The 24,834-nt window shown below is 42.1% G+C and carries 20 protein-coding genes; 7 read left to right on the top strand and 13 right to left on the bottom strand.

Going from position 1 to position 24,834, the window contains the following annotated elements:
* Nucleotides 1-75: 75 nt before the first annotated feature.
* Nucleotides 76-1,599, top strand: coding sequence for an HD domain-containing phosphohydrolase (locus tag MHO82_RS05035; RefSeq protein WP_239182768.1), 1,524 nt, complete (start codon nucleotides 76-78; stop codon nucleotides 1,597-1,599).
* A 119-nt stretch (nucleotides 1,600-1,718) separates the two neighbouring features.
* Here the strand turns inward: MHO82_RS05035 and MHO82_RS05030 are convergent, their stop codons facing one another.
* Nucleotides 1,719-2,624 (bottom strand): manganese-dependent inorganic pyrophosphatase, encoded by a 906-nt coding sequence (locus tag MHO82_RS05030; protein WP_239182767.1) that lies wholly within the window; start codon nucleotides 2,622-2,624, stop codon nucleotides 1,719-1,721.
* A gap of 353 nt (nucleotides 2,625-2,977) precedes the next feature.
* On the opposite strand from MHO82_RS05030, the gene MHO82_RS05025 reads away from it, so the two are divergent.
* Complete coding sequence (locus MHO82_RS05025) at nucleotides 2,978-3,709, top strand: metal-dependent hydrolase (RefSeq protein WP_239182766.1); 732 nt, start codon at nucleotides 2,978-2,980, stop codon at nucleotides 3,707-3,709.
* Nucleotides 3,710-3,941: 232 nt separating this feature from the next.
* A complete protein-coding gene (locus tag MHO82_RS05020; RefSeq protein ID WP_239182765.1) occupies nucleotides 3,942-5,045 on the top strand; it encodes a phosphoribosylaminoimidazolesuccinocarboxamide synthase in 1,104 nt (367 codons plus the stop codon).
* Between the two features lie 75 nt (nucleotides 5,046-5,120).
* Here the strand turns inward: MHO82_RS05020 and phrB are convergent, their stop codons facing one another.
* The 3 genes from phrB to MHO82_RS05005 form a co-directional block, all read right to left on the bottom strand.
* On the bottom strand, nucleotides 5,121-6,569 hold the full coding sequence (phrB, locus tag MHO82_RS05015; RefSeq protein ID WP_343299950.1) for a deoxyribodipyrimidine photo-lyase: 1,449 nt from the start codon (nucleotides 6,567-6,569) through the stop codon (nucleotides 5,121-5,123).
* Nucleotides 6,570-6,631: 62 nt separating this feature from the next.
* Nucleotides 6,632-7,423, bottom strand: coding sequence for a MerR family transcriptional regulator (locus MHO82_RS05010; RefSeq protein WP_239182764.1), 792 nt, complete (start codon nucleotides 7,421-7,423; stop codon nucleotides 6,632-6,634).
* Between the two features lie 16 nt (nucleotides 7,424-7,439).
* Nucleotides 7,440-8,384 carry a DUF523 and DUF1722 domain-containing protein gene (locus MHO82_RS05005; RefSeq protein ID WP_239182763.1) on the bottom strand — a complete coding sequence of 315 codons (945 nt, stop codon included), beginning with the start codon at nucleotides 8,382-8,384 and terminating at the stop codon, nucleotides 7,440-7,442.
* A gap of 377 nt (nucleotides 8,385-8,761) precedes the next feature.
* On the opposite strand from MHO82_RS05005, the gene tssI reads away from it, so the two are divergent.
* The 4 genes from tssI (at nucleotide 8,762) to MHO82_RS04985 (ending at nucleotide 12,550) form a co-directional block, all read left to right on the top strand.
* Nucleotides 8,762-10,765: a type VI secretion system tip protein TssI/VgrG gene (tssI, locus tag MHO82_RS05000; protein ID WP_239182762.1), complete on the top strand. Its 2,004-nt coding sequence runs from the start codon at nucleotides 8,762-8,764 to the stop codon at nucleotides 10,763-10,765.
* On the top strand, nucleotides 10,765-11,340 hold the full coding sequence (locus MHO82_RS04995; protein WP_239182761.1) for a Twin-arginine translocation pathway signal: 576 nt from the start codon (nucleotides 10,765-10,767) through the stop codon (nucleotides 11,338-11,340). Before tssI ends, MHO82_RS04995 begins: the two co-directional genes overlap by 1 nt.
* Before the next feature lie 12 nt (nucleotides 11,341-11,352).
* Complete coding sequence (locus tag MHO82_RS04990) at nucleotides 11,353-11,649, top strand: PAAR domain-containing protein (RefSeq protein WP_239182760.1); 297 nt, start codon at nucleotides 11,353-11,355, stop codon at nucleotides 11,647-11,649.
* Between the two features lie 124 nt (nucleotides 11,650-11,773).
* Nucleotides 11,774-12,550 carry a transporter substrate-binding domain-containing protein gene (locus tag MHO82_RS04985; RefSeq protein ID WP_239182759.1) on the top strand — a complete coding sequence of 259 codons (777 nt, stop codon included), beginning with the start codon at nucleotides 11,774-11,776 and terminating at the stop codon, nucleotides 12,548-12,550.
* 6 nt (nucleotides 12,551-12,556) lie between these two features.
* On the opposite strand, the gene MHO82_RS04980 is transcribed toward MHO82_RS04985, so the two are convergent.
* The 9 genes from MHO82_RS04980 to MHO82_RS04940 all read right to left on the bottom strand — a co-directional run bounded on the left by MHO82_RS04980 (nucleotide 12,557) and on the right by MHO82_RS04940 (nucleotide 24,834).
* On the bottom strand, nucleotides 12,557-13,207 hold the full coding sequence (locus tag MHO82_RS04980) for a protein kinase (RefSeq protein WP_239182758.1): 651 nt from the start codon (nucleotides 13,205-13,207) through the stop codon (nucleotides 12,557-12,559).
* 18 nt (nucleotides 13,208-13,225) lie between these two features.
* Complete coding sequence (tssM, locus tag MHO82_RS04975; protein ID WP_239182757.1) at nucleotides 13,226-16,681, bottom strand: type VI secretion system membrane subunit TssM; 3,456 nt, start codon at nucleotides 16,679-16,681, stop codon at nucleotides 13,226-13,228.
* Between the two features lie 108 nt (nucleotides 16,682-16,789).
* Complete coding sequence (gene icmH, locus MHO82_RS04970; protein ID WP_239182756.1) at nucleotides 16,790-17,932, bottom strand: type IVB secretion system protein IcmH/DotU; 1,143 nt, start codon at nucleotides 17,930-17,932, stop codon at nucleotides 16,790-16,792.
* An 11-nt stretch (nucleotides 17,933-17,943) separates the two neighbouring features.
* Nucleotides 17,944-19,266, bottom strand: coding sequence for a type VI secretion system baseplate subunit TssK (gene tssK / locus MHO82_RS04965; protein ID WP_239182755.1), 1,323 nt, complete (start codon nucleotides 19,264-19,266; stop codon nucleotides 17,944-17,946).
* Nucleotides 19,267-19,272: 6 nt separating this feature from the next.
* A complete protein-coding gene (tssJ, locus tag MHO82_RS04960; protein WP_239182754.1) occupies nucleotides 19,273-19,746 on the bottom strand; it encodes a type VI secretion system lipoprotein TssJ in 474 nt (157 codons plus the stop codon).
* A 1-nt stretch (nucleotide 19,747) separates the two neighbouring features.
* A complete protein-coding gene (locus MHO82_RS04955) occupies nucleotides 19,748-20,716 on the bottom strand; it encodes an FHA domain-containing protein (RefSeq protein ID WP_239182753.1) in 969 nt (322 codons plus the stop codon).
* A 1-nt stretch (nucleotide 20,717) separates the two neighbouring features.
* Nucleotides 20,718-21,437 carry a transporter substrate-binding domain-containing protein gene (locus MHO82_RS04950; protein ID WP_239182752.1) on the bottom strand — a complete coding sequence of 240 codons (720 nt, stop codon included), beginning with the start codon at nucleotides 21,435-21,437 and terminating at the stop codon, nucleotides 20,718-20,720.
* Nucleotides 21,434-22,609 carry an ABC transporter substrate binding protein gene (locus tag MHO82_RS04945; protein WP_239182751.1) on the bottom strand — a complete coding sequence of 392 codons (1,176 nt, stop codon included), beginning with the start codon at nucleotides 22,607-22,609 and terminating at the stop codon, nucleotides 21,434-21,436. Before MHO82_RS04945 ends, MHO82_RS04950 begins: the two co-directional genes overlap by 4 nt.
* Nucleotides 22,606-24,834 carry an MFS transporter gene (locus MHO82_RS04940; protein WP_239182750.1) on the bottom strand — a complete coding sequence of 743 codons (2,229 nt, stop codon included), beginning with the start codon at nucleotides 24,832-24,834 and terminating at the stop codon, nucleotides 22,606-22,608. The genes MHO82_RS04945 and MHO82_RS04940 overlap by 4 nt, the downstream gene beginning before the upstream one ends.

Raw genomic sequence — 24,834 nt, 5'->3', positions numbered from 1 at the left:
CGAACCTATGCACTTGTGTAAAACACAAAAGTTACCTATACCAATAAGTATTAACAGCTAACAAAGAGACTTGCCATGTCATTGTCATTATTGCGAGATCTTGAGGAAGAATCCCTACCTCCTTGGAAAATATTGATCGTTGATGATGAACCAGACATACATCAAGTCACTAAAATGGTGTTAAAGCGATTTAAATTTGATAATCGCCCCTTAGAATTTCACGATGCCTTCTCCGGCGAAGAAGCCAAAGAGCAACTTTCCAACACCAGCGACTTTGCCTTAGTGTTTTTGGATGTGGTAATGGAAACGGACGATGCAGGTTTAGAAGTTGCCCGCTGGATGCGTCAAGAGCTGGATAACCACCGCACTCGTATTGTTTTAAGAACAGGTCAACCCGGTCAAGCTCCAGAACATAAAGTCATCACAGAGTATGACATTAACGATTACCGAGAAAAAACCGAACTCGACAGTAAAAAACTATTCTCAACCGTATATACTTCCCTGCGCTCTTATCGCGACATCATCAACGTAGAAGAAGCTCGCCAACAAGAAGAAAGCTATCGTCACGGCTTAGAACGAGTCATTCAATCTACTTCAGAAATATTCAAACAAAGTACCCTTACCTCTTTTAGTAGTGGGGTTTTACAACAAGTGCTTTCTCTGCTCAGAATGAATGATCAAAGCATGCTGGTACGAGTCAAAGGAATTGCTACCCTACAGGATGAAAAAAACGACTATCAGATATTGGCTCAAATAGGCGCAGATGATACTGAAGAAGCCATTGATGAAGAGATCCAACGGTTTTTAGAACGAGCATTAAAAGAGAAAAAAAGCATTATCGAAGACGATATTTTTGTGGGTTACTTCTCCACTAAATCTGGGGCCATCAGTCTGCTGTATTTAAAAGGGGCACGAAAAATCACCGATTTAGAATGCCAGCTTCTCAATATTTTTTCTTCTAGTGTCAGTATGTCTTTTGAAAACCTACTATTGAATAAAGAAATAATCGATACACAAGGTGAACTTATTTACCGACTCGGAGATGTGGTGGAATCGCGTTCCCAAGAAGCAGGCAACCATGTTCGCCGTATCGCTAATCTTGGTTATCATTTATGTAAGTTACTTGGATGCAGTGAAGAGCGCGCACAACTGATCAAACAATCTTCTCCCATGCACGATATCGGAAAAATTGCCACTCCAGACGCCATACTTTTAAAACCCGGAAAACTGGATCCTGAAGAATGGGAGATCATGAAAGAGCACTCTGAAATTGGGTACAATATCCTTTCCGGCTCTAAACGCCCTATTCTACAAACCGCTGCCATTATTGCCCACCAGCACCACGAAAAATACGATGGCACAGGCTACCCACAAGGCTTAAAAGGAGAAGAGATCAGTTTAGAAGCTCGTATTATCGCCGTTGTTGATGTGTTTGATGCCCTCACTCATGCCAGATGTTATAAACCAGCTTGGCCTATTGAAGATGTCATCACTCTGCTTCGTGATTCTCGTGGTACTCACCTCGACCCACTCATTGTTGACACTCTACTGAACAATATAGATCTCGCTTTGGCCATCAACGAGCAATACTCTCATTAACTCATTTTTTACTCATTCTCTCATCGCTGATTTCAGAAACAAAAAGCCCCTGTACTTGTCAATACAGGGGCTTTTTACTATCCGCTATTTAAGCAGGCTGTATAAACGGCTAAATGCGATTAAGCAAGAACCGTTTGTAGCCAAGGCCAGCCTTGCTTCTTACGGCTAAGCGTATTTTCCATTGTTAATACACCGTCTTTCGCGTGTGTATCTAACGTTTCGTTCCACTCACCTTTGTAAAGTAGACGAGTCGTGCTTGTTGTGATGTCTGTTAACATTAGAGCAGCCATTGCTAGGCCATCTTCATCACAACGACGCTGTAGATCAGCGTTCAGCTCATCAATCATGCTATCTACTTGCTCAAGAGTCGCAAGTTCAATTTGACCAACAACAACATCGCGCTCTTTGAATGGGTACGCTTTCAGATCTTTTTCTACAAGCTCAGCAGCAGAAAGACCCGCAATGTCTGTTTTCGCGATTAAAAGCTCTTTGATGAATAGATCAAGATCTTCAACACCAGCTAAAGGAGCAAGTTCAGCAACCGCATCCTTATCTTTTTGAGTACAAGTTGGAGAAGCGAAACCTACTGTGTCACTTAAAATAGCAGACATCATTAGTGTCGCTAGTGGACGAGTGATTTCTGTTTCTTCCATTTTGAATAGGTTGAACATGATGGTACAAGTACAACCAACAGGCCAGATCCACGCTTCAAGTGGGTTAACTGTCATCACATCACCTAGACGGTGGTGGTCAACAATACCTACGATTTCAGCTTCAGCTACATCGTCTGGTGCTTGCGCTAGATCTGAGTAGTCCACTAGCCAGATTTTCTCGCCAGCAACACCTTCACACATCTCTGGTTGATCAACACCGGCTTGTTGCAAAATATGTTGAGTTTCACGGTTTAATTCGCCTTGACGAACCGCTTTTGCTTCAAGACCACGAGCTTTAAGAAGTTCTGCACCAACTAGAGCTGAACAGATGCTATCGCTGTCTGGGTTTTTGTGTCCTACTACTTGAATCATATTGTTTCCTATGTATCGTCCTACAGCTTTGCTGGCGGATTTATTTGTTTTGTAAGTTGACTTATACGGTCAATTTTTTAGACCGCAAGATTCTAGTGTTTTTTTTCGAAAAGGAAAACAGTTAAACGGTAGAAAGCAAGGAATATCAGCCTATACGACCAAGAACCAGCATACTATTCGAGCTAAATTGAACTTTTCATGCAAAAAAAGTTTCATGAACACAAAGTTTCTGCTATACCGTGCCTATAAACGAACAGTACTGGATATAAACACAGACCTTTATGAGCTTTGACTGCACATTTATCGCTTATTCTTCTCGTGGCCTTATTCCTGTTTCAGGCAAGGATTAAGCTGTGGCGAACTTTAGTACTCATTTAAATGGGGCCGCATTGATCAGTGGGTTAGCGTCCACTGCCCTATTGTCTTCTTATGCCATCACACCAACAACGGCATTATGGTTATGGTTTCTAGGTACCGTAGGTGGCTTACTGCCTGACATCGATTCAGACAACTCCACCTCAATGAAAACCTTATTTAATTTATTAGCGGGAGGGTGCTCTTTTTTAGCCATACGGTTCATCTACATGCAACTCACCATGCTGGAACTGCTGTTGTGGGCTCTGGCAATTTATATGTTTATTCGGTTTGTATGCAAATCTGCATTTGAAAAACTCACGGTTCACCGTGGCAGTTGCCACTCCTTAGTTTTTTCAGCTTTACTTAGCATGATCACTGTCTGTTTGATCGATTGGGCAAGTCAAGACCGAGCGCAAAATGCCGACGTGATCAGCTGGCTGTCAGGCATATTTGTCTTTGGCGGCGCTATGGTACATCTGCTGCTGGATGAGTTTTACAGTGTAGATTTTTCCAATACCAGTTTAAAAGCCTCGTTTGGTACTGCCCTCAAGTTCATGGACATGCGTTACCCCGTAACAAGCATCGCTCAGCTAGTTGCCACTGTCGCTCTGTTTCAAATTGCGCCCTCTCCACAACCCGCAATTGATGTATTAACTGACTGGAGCCATTTCCTCTTCTGGCCAGAGTGGCTCAATATCAAGTTTGCTTCTGGACTTTTTAATTCCTAACTTTTTACATCACTCTCTCATATCACGGCTGTATTCGTGCTGATATAAAATCGAATGCAGCCTTAATCTAATCTATTTTTTAATTATTGCTCCAATTAGATAAAAACAAAGGCAAACGTTTGCTTTTTAGGTGGAAGCCTCTATCAGTTCTGTTATTATTCGCACCAGTTGCTAGCCGCAATCACTGCGCGCTATATCATCGTATTGATTATTGAAATAGGAATTTCTCGCCATGAGTCTTGCTGATCAAGTCCTCGCTGTAAATGATGATCTCCCAATCCGTACCGACAAACCTGTTCACAGTGGAAAAGTGCGCTCGGTTTACTGGTTAACTGAAGCGGACAGCCGCCGCCTGATCGAAGAAAAAGGCTATGATGTAGCCCCTGATGCCCCGCTAGCGATTATGGTGATCAGCGATCGTATTTCGGCTTTTGACTGCATTTGGCACGGTGAAGGTGGTATGAAAGGCGTACCAGGTAAAGGGGCTGCTCTTAATGCCATTTCTAATCACTGGTTTAAGCTTTTTAAAGACAATGGCCTTGCCGATAGCCACATTCTAGACATCCCTCACCCATTTGTTTGGATCGTACAAAAAGCAAAACCGGTCATGATTGAAGCAATTTGCCGCCAGTACATTACGGGGTCAATGTGGCGCTCTTACGAAAAGGGCGAACGTGAATTCTGTGGTATCGAAGTACCTGAAGGGCTAGAGAAAGATCAAAAGTTACCTGAGCTTTTAATCACGCCATCCACAAAAGGCATTTTAGAAGGCATTCCTGGTGTTCCTGCTGTCGATGATGTGAACATCACACGTAAAAACATCGAAGATAACTTTGCTTCCTTTAATTTCAGCAAAGCCTGCGACATTGCTCATTATGAAAAGCTATTGAAAGAAGGTTTTAACGTCATCAGCGATGCCTTAGCAGCCATCGACCAAATTTTTGTGGATACAAAGTTCGAGTTTGGCTACGTAAGTGATGCCAGTGGCAAAGAAAAACTAATTTACATGGATGAGGTTGGCACGCCTGATTCCTCTCGTATTTGGGATGGCCCAGCCTACCGCGATGGTCAAATCATCGAAAACTCAAAAGAAGATTTCCGTCAGCTACTGCTCAACCACTTTCCCGACCCAGATATTTTGTTAAACAAAGACCGCATGGAAGAGCGTTCTGCCCTTGCGCGTGATAACGCTTTACCACAAGAAGTATTAATGCAAATCTCGAAAACTTATATTGGCGTTGCAGAGAAAGTAACAGGTAAGAAAATTACACTGAGTGAAAATCCGAAAGCTGAAATTGTGGACATTCTTCGCTCTGACTATGGTTTGATAGACTAAAAATATTGCAACTTTAAAACGTTGTACCTCAAAGGCAGAGTTCTTTCCGCCTTTGAGGTAATCATCTTCTCTCGATTATGCTATCTCGCCTTTCGCCTTTTTAAAGACCTCAATAGCCAACAATCGAGCTTGCTTATGTTCTACGATAGGCTTTGGGTAATTAAGATCATCAAAATGTACCCATTTATCTGGAGTATGAATATATTTATCAGGTACTTCTCTCAGCTCTTTTACCCACCGACGTATATACTTGCCTTCCAAGTCAAATCTCTGTCCTTGCACCGTTGGGTTAAAAATTCGAAAGTAAGGTTGTGCATCGGTCCCTGTAGATGCAGACCACTGCCACCCTCCGTTATTTGACGGGTGATCACCATCAATCAACTTCGACATAAACCACGCTTCACCTAACTGCCAAGGCAAAAGCAAATCTTTCGTTAAAAAGCTCGCCACAATCATTCTGAGTCGATTATGCATCCAACCTGTTTTTTCAAGCTGTCGCATGGCTGCATCAACAATTGGGTAGCCAGTTTCTCCTTTTTTCCACCTTAAAAACCAGTCTGGATTATTGTTCCATTCAATATTTTCAGCCCAAGAATGAAATGAATACCCCTTGCTCACTCTAGGGTAAGCTATCATCAAATGACGGTAAAATTCTCGCCAGATTAATTCATTAAGCCACGTTGAAACATTCTCTTTCTGCTGGAAATTAGCCCCTTGGGTGGCATTTCTTATCGCATTCATACACTGGCGAATCGAAAGTGCCCCAATGGTTAAATAAGGTGATAATCCACTCGTACCATCAATAGAGGGTTCTTCTCTCTGCTCTTTATAATAAAACAATTTTTCTTTACAAAAATCAGACAGCTTATCGTGAATTATATCCGTTTCAACATCCCACCCTGAGCTATCATCCTCTGAGTAATCAAATGAAATAAACTCGTTAGAGCTATCAACTAATGATCTGGTTACTTGGTTGAACGGCAAGGCTTTTGGCTTAATAAGGCACAATGGATGATTATCAAATTCCTTCAACCAAGTGTTCTTAAACGGCGTAAATACTTTATAAGGATCACCATGTTGAGTGACAATGGAATTTGGAATCAAAGCACAATCATCATCAAAGCCGCTAAACAAAACCTGTTTTGCATTAAGTTGATTGGCCACCATGTGGTCTCTTTGCCGCTCATTCCATGAAAATTCATTATTGCAAAACACATGCTTAATTTGATATTTCTCAATCAGGCTAGCAAATAAACTAGGCACATCATTGTAAGTAGCAACACTTTCAACAAGTAAGGGAATATTTAAGTGTTCCAGCTCTTTCTCAAGAACCTTAAGGCGACGTTGAATTAAATCTACTTGAATGCCTGCGTTATTATGTAACTTCCACTGTTTAGGTGTTGCAACATAGAGTGCAATAACAGGGACTCCTGCATCACATGCCGCATAAAGGGCTTTATTGTCGAAGGTTCGCAAATCACGCCGAAACCACATCAAATTAACAGAACTTGAAACATTCATCATATTGTTAAGCTATGTCTTCTTATCATCACCTGACTTAAAACATAGCCCTCCTTGCTAGTACATCAAAAAGACTGAGAATGAATGTGAGCAATGGAACCATGTACAGACACACTAACATCCAGATCTGAAAGGAAATTCACAAGTAGATCTAAGTTCACTGCCGATATTCTAGACTCACCATATAATGCTATATGCTTAATTTTTTGCTGTTCAACAACAGTACGTAAAATCGATAACTTGCCATTAATTGCCTGCAAAGCAATAGCATTAAAGCCTTTATTCGCTAACTGCAAATTCACTAACCAAAAATGCCGATTACTTACCTCATCGTAGCTGAGTAGTAAGCAACCCTGACTGTTTCGCTTTCGTAGTGCAGCAATAGAAAAAATGCACCGTTCTGTCAGCACGTTATCCCATAGTGCTTTCTGTAACTCAGCAATAGGGTTTTGTTCATTATTTAAATGTGATTCAACCACATCAAATAGACCGCTCTGTAAAGACTCTAGCGGATAAAGCTTCATCATCTCGCTTAGCTGACGATCTAACTTCACTTGGTTAAACTGCTCTAAATAACGAATAACATCTTCTGTACCATCTAGCGAACGAACACTTTTCACCTTTTCTACAACCGCTGCACTACCAAGCAGCGCTTTCACCTTGCCAATAGATACCCCTTTATCTAGCCACTCTAAAATCTCCTTAATTAATACAATGTCAGCATCACTGTATAATCGATGGCCTTTTTCTGTCCTCTGGGGGGTAATTAAGCCATAACGCCTTTGCCATGCTCTGAGCGTAACGGTATTAACACCTGTTATTGAAGAGACTTCTCCAATACTGAGTAAAGCTGGCATTGTTTTTTCTTGTGGCTTAGAGGGCATAGCGTAATCTCAATTTTTCTGGGTAAGGCTGTAAGAATACTTGACTGGTCAAGTAAGCATTCGGAAATCGATTCAAATAATGATTAATCAAAGTTAGTGGAGACAACAAAGGAACTATTCCAGCTCGATAATCCAAAATTAACTTAGATAGCTCTTCTTTTTCTTGCTTATTAAGCATTTTCTTAAAGTAACCTTGGCAGTGCATTAACACATTTGTGTTCGTTTTCTTGTTTGTTCTTTTCTTCAATGCCGCCATAAATAAACTTCTGTATTCATGAAAAAACTCATCTAAATCACGGCCTTTAATGTTCGCGACTAAACTTCCTAAAGCCGTGTAGTCCACGCGACTGTGGGCCATTAGAGTTAACTTATATCTTGAGTGGAAGTCAACAATGCTTTTTATCGATAAATTTTCACTCACAGAATTGTACAAATCATTCAGTGCAAACACTCGAAAAATAAAATTCTCTCTCAAAACAGGATCTTGCAGCCTTCCGTCTTCTTCTACAGGTAGCCAAGGCATGTTATCAATGAGCTTTTGTGTGAACATCCCCATGGTTCCCCCTGGAATGGTATGTCCATTCTCTCGATAAAGCTTTACCCTTTCCATACCGCACGTAGGTGATTTAGCACAAACAATATAACCACACATATCTTCTAGGGTGGGAATATGCTTATCACAAAATCGATTCATGTTTTCCGTGTAAATAATCGATGGATCTTTGGTCGCAACTAACTCAGTATGCTCGCCTTTTTTAACAAGCCTAATCGTGGGCCTTGGAACCGTTAAACCGATCGAAACCTCCGGACAGAGCGGAGTGAAATTAAAAAACTCACTTAACTCTTCAACTGTAAAACGATGTCTTTTGTGACCACCATCAAAACGAACAGGGTGCCCAAGAACACACGCACTCACTCCAACTTGAATATCCATATTTAAACCCTATACAAAAAATCACCTTGTACAACTATGCTAGTTGAAAAATTAAGATTGTACAAATTATTTTTTTGTACACATATGTAGCTCTAAACCATCAAAAGTGGAATGGATATCACTTACATAAAAACAAAAATTCAAGGTATTTTGAAAATAATGGCGCACTTACCCGTTCTTATATAAACAGTGACAACAACTAAAACGGTTAAAGCAATACGAACAATTGGAATGAGCTCTCTATACACGAGTCATCAGAGCTGTTTTTTTACTTATAAATTATATAATAACCAACCATTGATAAATTCGACTTATTAAGAAATACTGTATAATTACGATATTAAAAATAATTATTATAACAACAGAGAGCTTAGATTATGGCTGCTGACTATAATGAGAAACAGCGTCCTGCTCTTGCCAAATTGGACGGCAAAGGGCCATACATTATCACTGAGCTGAACGTGACTGAACGTGTATCAGGACGTTCGGATTTTGTAGCGACTATTGTATCTAGCGAGAAGCTAGCCGAGAGCAGCTTAGGCAAAACTTTTGATGTACGCTATTCTCCTGGTTTTGAAGGTGATAGAGAAGAAGTAAAACGCTTTCTTGCTCTAACATCGTCGATTGAAAATATTGGCTTTGATGTTGGAAAACAACTCTATAGCTACCGTGTAGAAGCTATTGATCCACTTTCTGTATTTGCATTTCGTACGACCAGCCGTACTTTTCAAGAAATGAGTACAAAGCAAATTGTAGAAGAAGTGCTGTCTGATTCTGGTTTGAAAAGCTATTTCAAAGTATCGCCTCGAAGTTCAGGCATTACCCACACATACTGTATCCAATTTAATGAATCTGATTTAGATTTCTTAATGCGCATGATGGCAAGTGAAGGCTGGCATTATCATTGTGATCACACAGGCTCTCAACCTTCTGTTGTTATCGCCGACAGTAATCAAGATTTTAATAAAGCCAAGGATAGCAAAGTTCCCTTCATTACCAATGCGAAAGATAAAACCTTTGCCATCACGCAATGGGGCTATCGTAACCAAATTGGGGCAAGCAAACTTTCATTAGCCGATCACACTCAAGAGCTTGCAGAATGTTTATCGAGCGGTGATCGCAACACCACCTCATCAATCAAAAACAGCGCGTTAACCCAATACTTTTTCGGCCAAGGTAATCAAGATAAAAGCGCCATTCGTGATGCCGCCAAACGGCAAATGGAAAGCATTGATAGCCAAAAAGTGATTGCTGTTGCCCATTCAACAATCCCAACGCTGGGGGCTGGGCTGCGCTTTTCTTTAACGGATCATACCGAGTCTGAATACAATCAAGAGTACTTGATCACCCATGCTGAGCACTCGATTCAAGCCAATGAAAGTGGCATGCAAGCGGAATATCAGAACCGAATTCACTGTGTTCCGACAACTGGCACATGGCGACCACCTTTTATCGAAAAACCGAGAATTTATAGTATTCAAAGTGCAGAAGTCACAGGACCAAGTGGCGAAGAAGTCAACCAAGATAAGTCAGCACGAATAAAAATCCAATTCCATTGGGATCAAGACGGTAAAAAAGATGAGAAAAGTTCATGCTGGGTGCCAGTAGCTCAAGCCGTCGCCAGTAACGGCTTTGGCGTACAATTCATTCCGCGAATTGGTGACGAAGTATTAGTCAGCTTCATTGATGGCGATCCTGATAGACCTGTTGTATCTGGTTCTATTTATAATGGAAAAAATAAGCCGCCTTATACCACTGCCACGCAAAGCGGCATAAAAACCCGTACCACACCAAATGGCAGCAGCAGCACCGCAAATGAACTGCGCTTTGAAGATAAAAAAGACAAAGAAGAGGTCTTTCTTCAAGCTGAAAAAGACCTAACGATTAATGTTAAGAACGACTCGAAACAAACAATCACAGGCATCTCCTCCACTGAAGTAGAAAAAACGACAGACTGGAAAAGTAAAGAGGCCATGACATTAGCCACTGAAGATGCTTTTTCTGCCAGTGCAAAAAAGGACGTTTCTTTAAAAGCAGATGCCAACTTCAGTGCAGATGCAGGCAAGAACGCCGATATTAGCGCAACTTCCGCTGTGTCTGTTGATGGCCAGACCGTTAAAATTTCGGGTAAAACCAGTATTAAGCTCGCCGTTGGCGGAAGCTCCATTGAACTAAGCGCAAGTGGCATTAAAATTTCAGGGCCACAAATTGCCATTAGTGGGCAAGCTAAAGCAGAAATGAAAGCCACTATGGTAACCGTTGAAGGCCAAGGTAAAGCCGATATTAAAGGCACCATGATTACCGTAAACGGTAGTGCTATGACCCAAGTAAAAGCAGGCGCAATGGTACAAATTCAAGGCGCTATTGCGAAGGTAAATTAATGACTTATTTAAAAATACCCCATCAATTGGCCAGTGATATTTTAAACCTTTATGAAGCCAGTGATGAAATTTTAGAGTTATCCCAGCAACACCCTGAGCCTGCGCCCTTGATTTTAGCGGCTATTGACGCTGAACTGTTTAATGATGTGGTTTTATTTCTTGCACATGCTCTACCCGTTCGTGAAGCGATTTGGTGGGCTTGTTGTTGCTCCTCAAGCCGCGATGACTGGAATGAAGACGAAGAAAATGCCATCCGTTCAGCCAAAGCTTGGGTGCATACACCTGATGAAACATCACGTCGCTTTGCAGAACAAATGGCAGAAAAAGCAGATTTGCAAACAGGTGCAGGCTGGACAGCACAAGCTGCATTCTGGAGTGGAGGCAGCATGACTGCCGTTGGTGATCCTGTGGTTCCACCACCTGCAAATCTGTATTCTCACGCCGTCGCAGGGGCAATTAATTTAACCGCTGTGTTACCAGATGGTGAGCAAGCTAAAGAACGCTATCAACACTATTTAGACATGGGTTTAAACATCGCACAGGGCGGTAATGGCCTACAGAGCGAAGTAAGTTAAGGAGAGTTAATTATGCTACCCGCAGCCAGAGCTACCGACATGCATGTGTGCCCAATGCAAACCCCTGCTGTCGTACCAATCCCCCATGTGGGCGGTCCACTTCTTCCTCTACCTTGTACGGTTCTAATTGGTAATCTTCCTGCCGCAACCGTTGGACAAATCTGTGTTTGTGTTGGGCCACCAGACAGTGTGGTCAAAGGTAGCGCTACAGTATTAGTTAACAGTAAACCTGCCGCTCGAATGGGTGATACCACTGCTCATGGCGGCACTATTGTTATGGGGATGCCCACCGTATTAATTGGGGGCTAGCAAGCCCTCTTTTCTTACCAAAGACCTTTACTCATACGCAATACCTCCTGACACGTGCTATTTTCTATAGATAGCCATTCATGTCGTAGAGGTTAGATTGCACTGCATAGTAAAGCGAACATACATGCTTTTTTCGCATCTTATCGCCATTTTCTGCATATTGTTAACTTTTTCTTTGCATAGTCACGCCAGTGAAAAACAGATCCCCTCAGTACTGACTATCGCCTTAGCCGATGTGGATTATCCCCCCTTTTACTTCAAAGACAATGACACCTTTTCAGGAATATCCATTGAGGTACTAGAGCATATCGCAGATGATCTTGGTTTTACCCTTCGTTACCAAAGATCTTCTTGGCAAGGCGCACTAAACAGCTTAAAAACAGGTAAAGCAGATTTGATCACCACTATGTTTTACACTGAAGAGCGTGCTCAATTTGCCCTTTACCCAGACGAACCCCACGCCCTAGAAGTCAATCAGTTTGTGACTAGGCCAGAGCTCTCCATTCACTATAATGGGGACTTAAACACTCTCAAACAGTATCGCATCGGTATGATCAGCGGATATACCTACGGCAACGAGTACGACAAAGCAAATTTTTTGAAAAAAGACAGAGTAAACAATGAACATCAACTCATCAAAATGCTGATAGGAAAACGATTTGAATTGGCCGTTGGCAACCCATTTGCTATAAAATTACAGGCTGATCGGCTAGGAGTCAGTCATCAAATAGTGCTGTTAGAGCCAGCCGTCGACATTAGCCCTATTTACATGGCGATAAGTAAAAAAACACCGAACGCTACCTACCTAATCCAGCAGTTTAGTAAATCTATCAAAAACCTAAAGCGAACACCTAAATATTCAAGCATGTTAAAAAAATACCAAATGCTGGCTTCGAAGTAAGCTTGATTACTTTACTTTCGTCTGAAGCCAAGATGACCACTGGGTAGCTAAACGCAGCTCAGGATCAGATAAACAATTTGCATCCAATTGAGATAGCCATTGCTTGAGTGCAAACCAATCGTAGCTAGGAAGTACGTGGCCATTACCTTGCAGTTGGTCCTGTGTAGAAAATCCTGGTGTCAGCTGCCATTCATCCAAATCATAATATTTCGTACCAATGGATAGACAAGATCCAAAATCAATCAACTGAATTTTATGTTCATTGGCTAAATACATCACATTAGAAGGCTTAATATCACCGTGGATCCAACCTTGCTGATGTACATGATCAATAGCCCTCACCAGTTGAGGCAATAATGATAAAAACAAGTGAGCTTGATCAGAAGAGAAAGACAGTAACGACTGTCCATCTAAGTATGGAAGAGTCAATAATGAAGCAGAGGAGCATAACTCCCCTGCTTTTATAATATAGGGTGAGTGGCACATCGATAAACATTGCCACTCTTTTTGTAATTGTGACGCCTTCGCTTGCTTAATGACAACCGTTTTACCGTGACTCAAGTCATAGGCTATATAAACAGCTCGACCTAACGGTTCTTTCACCAAAAAGCGGTTAGCCAATAAACTGCCTGCTTGCACAGGCAAAAATGCATTCACAATATCCCCTATCTTGAATTACAAGCTCGATGGTAAATAGAAGCTGGTTAATAACCCTTTATTTAACGCTCGGTTGCTGTCTTTTAACGCATATTGAAGCACAATATCGTCTTTTTCTAGCTTATAAACAAGATTTCTAATACGTCGGTCACCCGTAGAACTGGATTGTCCATCAAATAACATGCGGAAAATTGCCCACTGCCCCGTATAGGATTTACTTGCGGTTCTATTCTCACCATTATAGAAATTAGCGGAAATATAACCATCTTCTCCTGTTGTAGGCCATGCAATGTTCTGCCATAAACGTGGGCCATGACGATAAGCGAATAAGCTTTCGGCTTCACGAATATCAAACTGCGTCGTCGATGTACTCATGGAGCTGGCTTTAAGGCGCAACTGCAAAGCAAGCTCTTGACCTGTCGGCCCAAAGAACAACTCACGAATGTCTTTTGCTTGTTTTAGCTTTCTCAGCATATCGGCTTTTATTGGTAAACGTTCTCCATCAATTTCCGCTAATTTCAGTACTCCATTATCCCAATACGCAAAAGGCTGAAGCTCTTCTGTAATAAAGGTATCAATACGTCCCTGCGGTTTAAATAGGTTAGCAAAGTCATCCAAAGCTACTTCACCACGCCCTTGAAGAGAAAATGGGAAGCGACCTTCAATTGCTTGACGGTAAAACGAATAAACACGCTCTTTCCACTGTCGATTCAAATACACCGAGCTACTACTAATAATATGGCTCCAAGCTTGATCATCAAGTGACTTAATCCAGTCTGCTACCTGCCCCGGAGCACGGCTAGACTGACGTCGGAATGTCACAAGTGGGTCTTGGCTACCAGCTGCATGAGCCTTAGCATTGGCGTACATTGCTTTACCTGGCTCGCTGCTAGAAAGTGCACTATCGAAATAGGTATTCAAATTATCAAATTCAGTGATCAACTCATTAACGGGTGGTACTTCAGATTCTGCCCCCATAAATGTTGAATAGCTGCTAAACGCTTCGTTCACAACAAAAGCAGGCTGTAAACGAAGTAGTTTTTCACCCCCTACTTTATTAATTTTGTCTGCTTTTTTAGCCACTTTAGCAACGCTCTTTAAACCCAGCTGTCTTGCAGCTTTTGTCGTCCCTTTCGTATCAGGGGTCTTTTCAGTGGCTAAAGTGGTATTAACAACTAGAGCATCAAGAACATCAATTAATGGACTGTTAGCTGGCTCACGAGCTATTTTCACCGCATACGCTAAATCAGCCATACTGGTAAACTCTTTCACTTCAATGTTATTAACCAGCTCTTTCCACTGATACACATAGTCAGCGTAGTACAGACGTTGTACTTTTTTACTCAATGCCGTCAGCTCTGCAATAGAGACACCCGACATGTCGCCTTGGATCGATTTAAACTCTTCCAGTTGCTTTTTCAGCAGTGGTGACTTCACCGATAAATCAATGTTGGAGTGGCCTTGGCGGGTATACAGCTCTTGCAATAAATAGCCATGAAAATCATTTTTAAAGCGGAACATCGAGCCAAACTTTTCACCCAACTGGCGACGAATATCAACACGAGTTCGGTACTCAGGCATGGCTTTTAAGCGTGCATAAATCAAGCGTTCTGGCGATAGACCTTCTAAATTCTGTGCCGCAACAGAGATCAACTCACTATTGGCTTCTAACACTTTGTCATAACTGCTGCCAAATAAGTCAGCCATGAGTAGGCCTAAATTATTTAAACTGTCGGCTGAAATATCCCCTTGGTCATTCAAGGTATCAACCAAATAATCCACCATTTCTTGCTGATCTAGTCGCTGCTTATCAAACAACATCTGATAATAGCGCAGTAACTCAAACACCTTACTTGGGTTACCTAGGTTTACATACACGTACAACTCACTACTCAGTACATCTGCAAGTTGTGGTAGTAAGAACAGTTGTAACTGCTGCTGATAACCTTGATAAATTTGCTCTGCCGTTTGCGTTTGCTTAATACTGACCTTCTGATACCAAGGCACTGGTTGGTTACCTTGCTCGGCCACTAAACGTAATTCATTCAGCACCGGAATCACTTCCGCTAATCCTGAACGACCATCTCGTAAACGCTCAATATCATTACGATACAGGCTTAATTGTGTTGTCGCATTACCACGGAACTCTTCGTCCAAATTCCAGTTATCTTTTAGCTGTAGTCCAAAGAGCGTGATGACACCAAACAAAGCAATTACCAATGCACTTCGAGCCGCAATATACGAATGATGGCGAACTTCATTAACCCCAACCGCATCCGCTTCTGGTGCAATCACATTATTAAAAATGCGACTCGCAAATAAGCTTTTACGACTTGGGACTTGAGACTTCACGGAATTTGCGTTGAATGAACCTTGCTCTGCCACCAGCTGAGTTAATAAATCATAACTCGCTCCTTTTTGGCCCGTACTGACCAAGTACATACCTCGAAGCCATACAGCTTGGCGAACTCGGTTTTCACGACCAATATTGGTTAATAGCTCATTCGCGCGCTCAAAAAAGATTCTCAATTGGTAAGGTAAAGCGATAACAGAAGAGCTGCTGTCCTGATGAACTTCCCGTAATAACTGGAATTGTTGTTGAGACAGTGATTTCAATAATTGCTTGCTATCAGATTCGAACTGGTGAGGATTAAATCGACGCGAGTCATCCATTGAAAAAGACAAACCAAATGGGTTTTCAACATCACAACCTGAATAGCTAGTGAAGAAGTCCACAAAATCAGAAATGGAATCAGATTTAGTGAAGATACTGTAAACAGGTAAAGACAAGCCAGTATGTTCACCTAACGTCAAAATCGCTTCTTGTAGATTGGTACTTAATATTTGGCGCGCTTTTTTATCACCTTGCAGTAATCGATCACAACCAATAGCCGTAACAACCCCGTTCGCTGCCTGACGAGGGCGGTATTTAAGTAGCTGTTTCGCAAAAGCACGCCATAATGAATCATCAATGCCATCACTATCAAATAAGCGATGCCCTACTTCAATAACTACAAGATTATCATTGCTCCAGAAACGAACATACTGATCCGTATCACTTGCATCGTGTGCTCGGTGTAATACTGGCTCTAAATTATTTTGCTGTAACAAACTACTTTTGGCGTCGGTTTCCCCACCGATCAAGACGTACCAAGGTAACTCATACAAGCTGTTGAGTTTATTCCCTCTTACACCACGTAGCTGCTTAACAGCACTTTTGAATAGCTGATTAATGGTTTGTATGTCTTGCTTAAGAAGCAAAGATTGTTCGTGTTGCTGCTCATCTTGCTCTTTCTCTGAACGATACCAGTAAGATAAGCCGAATGAAACAAGCCCCGCAGCAAGCAAACTAAACACTATCAACATTTTTACCAAGCCATTAAAATCAGGCTCAGCAGGTATCAGCCACCAAGTGAAAGCAGAAGCCATCAACAACAGGACGGTTAGCAAGAGTAATGGTTTATTTAATTTCATAAATTTTATTCTTATACATAGTCGCAGTTGCTTCTACCCTATCTAGACTTAGGCCAATAAAGTGAAGAACTGCGATGATGATGTTATAAACTCCGTTTTAGCCGACAATCACTGTTTGCTTCGGCGCACAGCAGCATTAAGCCCGAAGCGTATATTCAGCTCATTTTTTAACGCTTTGGCTTTCGCTAAATCTTTTTGCTCAGTAACAATCAACTCCACACCTGTATCTAACGTTTTGATGGTAATACTGTAGCCAGATTCTCGTAAGTCGTGTGCTAGGCGTTGCCCATCATCTTTACTAGAGAAAGTGGCTATCAAAATTTCCCAGGTCACTTGAGGTGGTGTCATAGATTCCACCATTACTTCAGGCAAACTGGCGTCCTTTTGCCCCAAATCGGCGGGTGTACTTGTGTAAATCAAGTCACTATCTTGCGTCGTGTGAACAAAACCATGCATGTCTAACGACGTAAACGCAGATAATGTCGCTTGACTGCGGTTTTTATACCAGAACTCAGAAAATGCATAAGAGCCCAGCACAACCAAACCACTGATCACCAACAGCTTAGTGACACTCAAGAATTGCCATGGTTTTCTTGCATCAACCACTGTACCGGGAGCAGGCACTGGCAAAGCAGACTCTTCTCTGTAAAAGCGAATGACACTATAAAGCTCAGACTGAAGCTCATTGATTTTTCGTCGCTCAGAATGGCGATATTTACCTAAGAAGCCCAACATAATAAGCACATATTGAAGCTCTAAAAAATCCACTAATTTTGATGGCTGGCGGCGCGCTTGATCCAACAACGTGAAAAAGACTTCACCACCATCTCGTTGGTTAAATACCTTACTCAATAAGGAATGATTTTCCCAACGAACTTGCTCGCCCCAATGGGTATACAAAATACATTCATCAAACGCGGCACACAAAACAAAGCAGCTTTTTTCAATCACACTCGGGTGATAGTCCAAGAACAAACCACGGCGCTTAAAGTCAGCAATGCCATCTAATAGTTGCTGACGAAATGCATCGATATCCAGCGGTGTAGCTAAACGAGGCAAACTGACTAATAAACCCAGTAATTCACTACTGGCATTAAGCAATGGATTACCGTAAATCGTTAAGTTTTCAATGAGCTTTTCAGTTCCAGTTAAATCCAGTGCTGGATTCTGCTCAGCAGACTTCACTGGCTCGGCATTAGCTCCACTGCGCCGAACTGAAATAGTTTCTTGTTCATTAAATAATGACGTCATCACTCACGCCCCTATCTAATCACAAAAAATTCGATGTCAACTTCACCAATACGGCTGTCAACATGAAGGGCTATCGGCTCATCTTTTTGAATCAACTCACGCCATAATGGTGACTGAGTATCCAATTCAAAATAAGCAGCATCACTGCGTGCTTTTAGCTCAGAAGGTGGTACAGGAAGCGCACGCATCGGTACACCAGATAACGCATTGCGCACCAATTCTGCAATCGCGCTATTACCCGCCAATTTACTCGCTTGTGGGAACTGCTCCCCCAGCTGCACTGCGCCTAACGGTGAAGAAACCACCAACAAGAATCGACCAGCATTAAATAAGCCTCGATCTTGTACGATTGTGCGCAATAGTCGACGTTTCTCAAATAGACTGCTATCCCAAACCAAAGTGCTCACACTGTCTAGCTGTACTTCACGCAACATGATACGAATATCAGAAAACAGGGATGAAAATAAACTATACAAACGGTTATGTTCCCAGCCTTGATATTCTTGCGGCATCTTACCTTCAAGACCTTGCATTTCACCCACCATTTGCAAACACGTTTGGTAGATTTCTTGAGGGGAAATGGTGCTGGTATCAAGCCAGTATTTCACGTTTGGCAGCCAACGGCCCAATGCTTGAAGCCACAAATAGTCACGTAAAAGTGCTTGATGACTTTTACTGCCCGACTCCACCTGCAGACGCTGTGAAATGGTGCGTGCACGATATTGCATTTGCGCGTAGATGTCGTTCACGTTGTCTTTTAAATAATCCGACACTGTGAAGTAAAGTGGCACAGGAATGAAAGCACGGTTTAATTCAATTTCACCATCTGATTTATGCTCAGTAACGTGAGCAATCGGTATCACGGTGTAATCTTGTAGATCGTCCCCTTCTAGCTTTAATACAATGTTCGGCTCCGCCAGCTCCAGCTGTAATGCTTCACTGTGATCTCGGCTGGTATCAAATACATTATGATCAATTCGATGATGACGTCGATTTTTATCTTGCTCATCACCGACATCTACAACCCCCGTGCGATAAATCGGCAATGCCAAATAAACAAGCTTATCAATAGTACCTTCAGGGATCTCTAGAGCAAGTCCATTATGTACCTCAAACGGAGTACCATCTGGGAATAAACCCGATGCGCTTTTGATCCCAACTTTACCAATCCGAGTAAGTGAAGAATCCAGTTCAAGGGCAGCAAGACCAAAACGCGCCGGATTCATCAAACCACAGTAAGATTTTGTAAATGTTTCTAAGTAACGCTCTTGTTGCTGGAAATGCTGCGGGCTTAAAAACATCCCTTCAGACCAAACGACTTTTTTCTTATCCATTCTTAATTAGCCCTCTTGACCTGTAATACTGATATTAATTCCATCGACACTGATATTCACAACCACAGGTAAACCCGGCTGAACTTGTACAATCGCTTTATTTTTTGCTTCTCGGTAGTCGGCAAACGCCGCAATCACGCCAATATATTGAGTTTCAGCTAGCTGAGGCAACACAACTACGCGTTTCTCTGCGGGTAATACACTGTCTAAATTACGCTTTGACAGTAACTTAGCTTTTAAAATGCCCTGATCATCATTGTAAAGATCAATAAAATTGGCCTGATTAAACGCTTCGCTGTCAGCAAGCTGATACACCCTCATTTCAAGCGGAGAAGCTAATCCATCTAAATTGGGGTTAATGTTGTTTGCCGCTTCAATATTCACTGTTACCTGAAGCGGAAGAGGATCTTTCCAAAACATCCACGAGCTACAGCCATTCAGCAAAAACACACAAGCCATCATTAAGAGTATCTTTTTCATCTTACTTTTCCCCTAACGACTGTTTAATGCGTAAACTCTCACTGAAATACGCCTTAAACTTTAATTGCCAGTCTTGATTGTCTTGTTGACGCTGGAAATAACGTTTGTACATCGACCAATAATCCGGCTTACGGCTAAAGAAACCAGGCTGTGCGATATCATTAAACATATCTTCTAAATGGGCAGGAGCCATTTCTTCCATCAAACGACCAAAGGCCATTTCCACAGCTTGAATCATCAGCTCTTGCTGCTTCGCTTGCATGGATAATAACTGCTGTGGATCCATGGCTGGATGAATATTAGGAGAAGAATTACCCGTATGAGGTGCTATTGGCGCATCAAAAGTAATAGGCGTTAAACTGTCACTGCTGTCTTCAGCAAACGGGTCATCATCAAACCCATCGTTGCTTAATAGGCTAATATTTCGCACTTCGTCAGTGCTCTCTTTTTCTGCCTCTATCTCCAAAAAGGGATCCGGCTCAACGCTATCTGACAACGCACTGAAAGATAATTCAGGCTCTCTTACTTGAGCAGGTGCTTCAGGTTGAGTCGACATAGGCGGAATATCGGATCCAAAAGGATCATCTTCCCAACTACCTAGTGGTGAATTGGCAGTTTCTAGTCCTTTTTTCGCTGTGGCTTGAGCTGGTACAAAACAAGATACCATCAAGCGATATTGACCTAAATCGATAACATCGCCATCGTTTAAAGCCGATTGATTATTTTTCCCTAATGGCTGATTACTTCCATTAATGAATAATCCATTGGTGCTCATGTCCATGATCTGATAACCACGGCTGCCACGATTGATCACTGCATGTGTGCCAGAAACTTCACGAGTCGCGTCAGAGAGCTGCATCGTAGTTCCAAATGAGCGTCCAATACTTCCCCCTTCTTCTGGGAAGTTTTTAGTCCAATCTGAAATTGGTTCCCCGTTAGGAGAGCTGATAATTCTTAATGATAATGGCATTTTAACTCCCCTTACACTGCGCTACGGCTTCATTAAATGCCTTTAAAAAACGCGGGTACTGCTTAGTAAATTTTTTTGAAAAATACACACCAAGTGGCTTTTCTTTAATTCTATTTTTAGTAATAGCACGGTGACTTACGCCTAGCTGTTTAATAGCGTCTTCCATAACAAAATCATTCGCCAGGACAGCCCCCACCTCACCAGCTAATAACAACTCAACCAAGGTTCCGGAATGGCGTGGTTTTTTTTCTACTCGATAACCCTGTTTTTGTAGCCAAAACCATTTATTAGAACCAAACAAAGCCGTAACAGTGATCTGCTCTTTAAACATAGTGCTTTGTGTGTCGATAGAGTCTGAAAGGCTAAACCAACTCCACGCTTGATTCATTACTGGGTCTGAATATGAAGCGAACTTATCTCGAATATCATTCTTTGATGCCAAAAAGAAACCATGCTGATCGCCTACTTCCGTTAAGATTTGGGCTCGATCCCAGCTTGTCATCGTAAGTTGATAAGGCTGCTGCATGCCTTTCATCACACACTTTATTTTATCAATACCAGGGCCCCTCATCTCACCGTTTTCTTGGTACTGATAAGGTCGCCATTGTTGAGTTACCAACAATAAGCGCTCAGGGCCAATATTTCCCGCAGCATTAACGCCTGCTGTCCATAACAAACAAAAGCTGAGGCCAAAAGCTTTGTATAGTCTGCTTACCTTCATTGCTGTTCCTGCATAGATTTACCCTCTGAACGAATTACCTTTCCATCGGTGTCATATACATCACTGGCCATTTCCATTAGCACAAATGGTATTTGCTGATTAATTCTCTGAGCTTGTTCAAAGCTAATCGCGATGTCAGGTGGTGAGATCAACCCAACAGGCAATTCTCCAGCTGTTGTTTCTCCTTTTAAAATGGACAATCCATACAAAGCAGCTTGATGAGCATTGTTCACAAAGCTCACACCAAACGACATCAACGCACTGTCTTTCCCTTGGCGAACTACATCAGGCACAGCTGAAATCAGCGGTAAGTTACTAGAATACTGGTTAATTTCTGCCACTCTTGCCAGTAAACTTGAGCTGCCTGTGAGCCACAACACTGTTTTTGTTAAATTAGGATCATTTTGCTTTAGTTCCGCAATGGTTCGCTTCATCGTCGTTTTTAAACGCAAATCAGGATCACTTTCGTCTACCACTATCGGCCATACCTTCACCCCTTTTTGCTCTGCTTCTTTCTTTAAAGGCAAATATTGAGTGACATAAGCACTCTTATTGCTTTTTGCATAAAGCACAGCAACCTGCTCTAGGTGAGGTTTAAAACGCTGCATAAAAGCCAAGGTAACATCAGCAGGTAAATTCAAAGACGTAAACGCAAAGTTATCACCTGACCCCTGATAATCCTCAATTAAACCCAGTTGAACAGGGTCTTTTGCGTTTACAGAAACAACAGGGGTTTGACGACCTTTAAATACTTCTCGAACCGCTACCGTGGCTTTAGAGCCCACGGTATAAATCAAATCACTACTTTGCTCTGCAAGATTAAGTAATTCGGTTAATTCCGCTTTTTCCGTTGGTAGTTTACGTATAACTAGCTGTGCTTGTGGCAATTCTCGACTGAATGCTCCTAACAAGGTATTCAACGCTGTATCATAAGATTTCGCTTTACGAGAAATAATCACAAGCACCGTTGGTAGCGATTGCGCCGGAGAATAAGTCACTCCCAAATCTGTAATTTCAGTTTGCCAATGGCTATTAAAATCTGGTTTTAACTCTTCTCCAAGCCATTGAGGCCAAGGTTTTTGCACTTCCTGCATCATGCCTGAACTCATGTCACTTGGTTTTGCAAAGGCAATGAAACTCAAAAATGAGCACAATAAAACTATCCACCTCATACACTCACCGCCTTAACCGTGGTTCGTTCAAACATCACAAATAGAGTGCAAGCCAAAGTGAAGAAAATACCTAATGCAAGCATCGCTTGAGCAGCCCCTAACCACATCAGCAATTGAGCCACTATAATAGAACCGGAAACATGACCAAATCTTTCAAGAAATCGGTAAGTTGCTGCAACTGTTGAGTCTGTGCTGCTATAACCACGAGTTTTTTCTACAACGTGTGTCACCACAGGCGCATTAATTAAACCGTGTGAAAAGCCCAGCACCATCATAGATACCGTCATTAACGCGACAATGTGCCACTCTGTTTCCAGCATCAGAGCATAAGCCAACAAAGCAAGGCCTAGCCCAGCTAATAAACTGCCAATACTCAACGCGGTTTTGCTACTGCCTAATTTATCAACCCAAGGGCCAACCTTATGGCTCACAAACAACACTACAGCTGCGTATGCCATTAATACCTGCCCAATACTTTCTTTACTGATCCCTTGCTCAGATAACAATAAAGGAACAGCAAAAGACACAACCCCCGTTAATGCTGCTTTCGTTGGTATCCCGACTAATAACATGGTACGAATAAATGCAGGGACTTTAATTAAGCGCCACGAGTCAGACATCATCTCCACAATATTTTGAGTAAACGATCGTGATGACACCTTCTGTAATTTCATGGAAGGCAACAACAAACTAAACATACTCATGATCAGACCGATGCTTGCCGCAAGCATAAAGATACCTTTATCACCAAGGTAGTTAGCCAATAAAGCACCAATCGCTGCCCCGGTAATAAAGCCAGCGTTAAAGCAAAAGACAATGATACCCGCCGCCTGAGTTTTATTACTTCGGTTACTAAATCTTAAAATATACCCTTGAACAGCAATAAAAATTAAAGCTTGGCCAATACCAGAAACTAACCTTGCCCCAAGCGTAACGACAATATTCCAATCAATATGGAAGTACTCAGAGCCAAGAAGAACACACCCCAAACTTGATAATAAAATGCCAATAACCAGCACTCGTCTAATATCATAAAGTTCAATAAGCCGAGCAGCAGGCAATAGCGTTAATGCAAAACCGAGAAAATACAGCGTGAAAAATAAAGAAGATGCGCCCGCCCCTAAACCAGCATCATTAGCAACTGCTGTTAGGTACTGGGGCATGATCGGAGCCATTAGCGCTTCCATTAGCACTGCGCCAAGAAACAAGGGCTTAAGTCGCTCTAGAACTAAATCGTCTTGGCTTCGATTTGCTTCACCGCTTAATAGACGAATGAACACAAAACACACTAGCCCACACGCAAAAAACAGCACCGCGAAGTTTTTCAAAATTCTCGCGAGCTGTGCTAAAACAACTTCTGCTTGATAAGATAACCTCACCTCGCCTTGCAAAGAGGTGGCATGGCTGTATTCAAGCACTCCGGTGTCTTTTAAAATCAGCCCCATGCTATTTCGGTCATGGCTACTGGCAATCAACGCTTCGCCTTTGTACACCGAAATTTCGGAAAGCTCCGGATTCGCGCGCCTGAAGTTATCAAGCATGCCATCAATCCCAGTTAATAAATCTTGATCAACGTTATAATCAAGAATGGGAGATAAACGCTGGCTTACAATATCCCCCAGAGATACCGCTTTGCTTTGTAAACCATCACGGTACAAGCTGCCGACTAACAGCAATACGCTAATGGCCATAGTAAAGAAGATGACCGTAAAACTGGTCAGATAAACAGCACGATGCTGACTCTTCAGTACACAACCAACAAAGACGATAAGAAGGATTGCAATAAGCCATAACATCGGCTGAAAGTTAGCGCTGATCAGAGCTTCAACCTTTTCAGGGCTTAAAACCACTTCCAAACTGCCTACTTGGCCAAATTTGTTACTTAATGGTACTGAAATATGATTAAGGCTACCTGCTTGAGGGCCAAAACTATATAACTCTTTATCACCGGCTAGTAAGCGCAACCCCGTCACTGAGTTTTCTGAATCAGCAATAGGCTGAAGAACTTTATTTAAGCCTGCAATTTCGGTCAGGGACACACCTGAATTCAGGATTTGTTCAATACCAAGACGTGCTGCTTCTGTTTGCGCCAGCACCGTATCAACGGTTAACTGTTGATAGCTTTTTAATGCTTGTGCGTACCCCACAACGAGAATCAGCAATAGTGACAACGTCACTATTGCTGAACCGAGTAGCAACCTTGCTTTATTTTTTACTGAGTCCAC

Origin of the sequence: Vibrio sp. Of7-15, assembly GCF_022347565.1 — a bacterium.
Taxonomy (GTDB): domain Bacteria; phylum Pseudomonadota; class Gammaproteobacteria; order Enterobacterales; family Vibrionaceae; genus NORP241.
This window is presented reverse-complemented; position numbering and strand designations above follow the sequence as displayed.